The sequence below is a fragment of the Methylobacterium sp. BTF04 genome, assembly GCF_010692745.1.
Classification (GTDB): domain Bacteria; phylum Pseudomonadota; class Alphaproteobacteria; order Rhizobiales; family Beijerinckiaceae; genus Methylobacterium.
In genome coordinates, this window is sequence record NZ_JAAHTB010000199.1 from 1 (window position 1) to 992 (window position 992).

Consider the following 992-nt stretch of genomic DNA (forward strand, 5'->3'; position numbering starts at 1 on the left):
AGTTGAGCCGCGACGAAGTCGAGCAAAGCCGGCGGCGGACGCTCGCCGGCGCGCAGCGCGCGTCCGGGGTGACGCAGATAACAGAGCATCAGCGCGGTGCCGAGACGGTTGTGATCGCCGCGGCAGCGCCGGACCGCGACGAGGTCGGATCCCGACAAAGTGTCATGACGCACCAGCTCCCGCTGTTCGGTCGGAGGGTCGTAGAGCGCCGCGATCTGTGCCTCGCCCAATTGTTGCCGTCGCGCCACTCATGCCTCCCGCTTCGATCCGGCCGGAGACCAGCCGATCCGGGCGAGGGAGTCGATCAGCGTGCTGCGCTTGAGGCCGAAGGTGCGGCAGACCGCGGCTTTGGTGGCGCCGCCTTCGAGGGCGGCCGTCACGGCGGCGAGCTTCTCGGGATCGATGGCGGTGGGACGCCCACCCCGTCGTCCCCGCCGCGCCGCGGCAGCGAGCCCGGCCTGCACCCGCTCCTGGATCAGCGATCGCTCGAACTGGGCGAGCGCCCCGAACACGTGGAACAGGAACTCGCCCTGCGGCGTGGTGGTGTCCATCTGCTCGGTCAGCGACCGGAACGCGACGCCGCGGGCCTTGAGGTCGCCAATCGTGGCGAGAAGATGAGGCAACGAGCGGCCGAGCCGATCCAGCTTCCAGACCACCAGGCAGTCGCCGGGATGCAGGAAGGCCAGCGCCTTGGTGAGGCCGGTCCGATCCCCACGGCTGCCGCTGGCCCGGTCCTCGAACAGGTGACGCACGTCGACGCCGGCGGCGAGCAGCGCATCGCGCTGCAGGTCCATGACCTGCCGGTCGCCATCGGTAGACACGCGCATGTAGCCGACCAGCATGTACGGAAAACCTCATCACAGCGGTTCCCGTATACTGGCTCATTCCGACAGGGTTTTTCGCATAGATTTCGAGCTGAAAACCACCCACTTCTGGGCGACGCCCGGCCCGTCACGGAAATCACCTGTTTGACGACACCCGCCGAACCTGCG

The 992-nt window shown here is 68.2% G+C and carries 2 protein-coding genes; both read right to left on the minus strand.

Annotated features, from left to right (window positions below; all coding sequences use genetic code 11):
* On the minus strand, positions 1-248 hold a 248-nt coding region (locus G3T14_RS24305; protein ID WP_163645024.1), incomplete at its 3' end, for a DUF4158 domain-containing protein.
* Positions 249-842 (minus strand): recombinase family protein, encoded by a 594-nt coding sequence (locus G3T14_RS24310; protein WP_163645025.1) that lies wholly within the window; start codon positions 840-842, stop codon positions 249-251.
* Positions 843-992: the final 150 nt, after the last annotated feature.

What these genes read in the sequence shown, in the direction of transcription:
- G3T14_RS24310 (WP_163645025.1), bottom strand. Translation starts at nt 842, where the DNA reads ATGCTGGTCGGCTACATGCGCGTGTCTACCGATGGCGACCGGCAGGTC.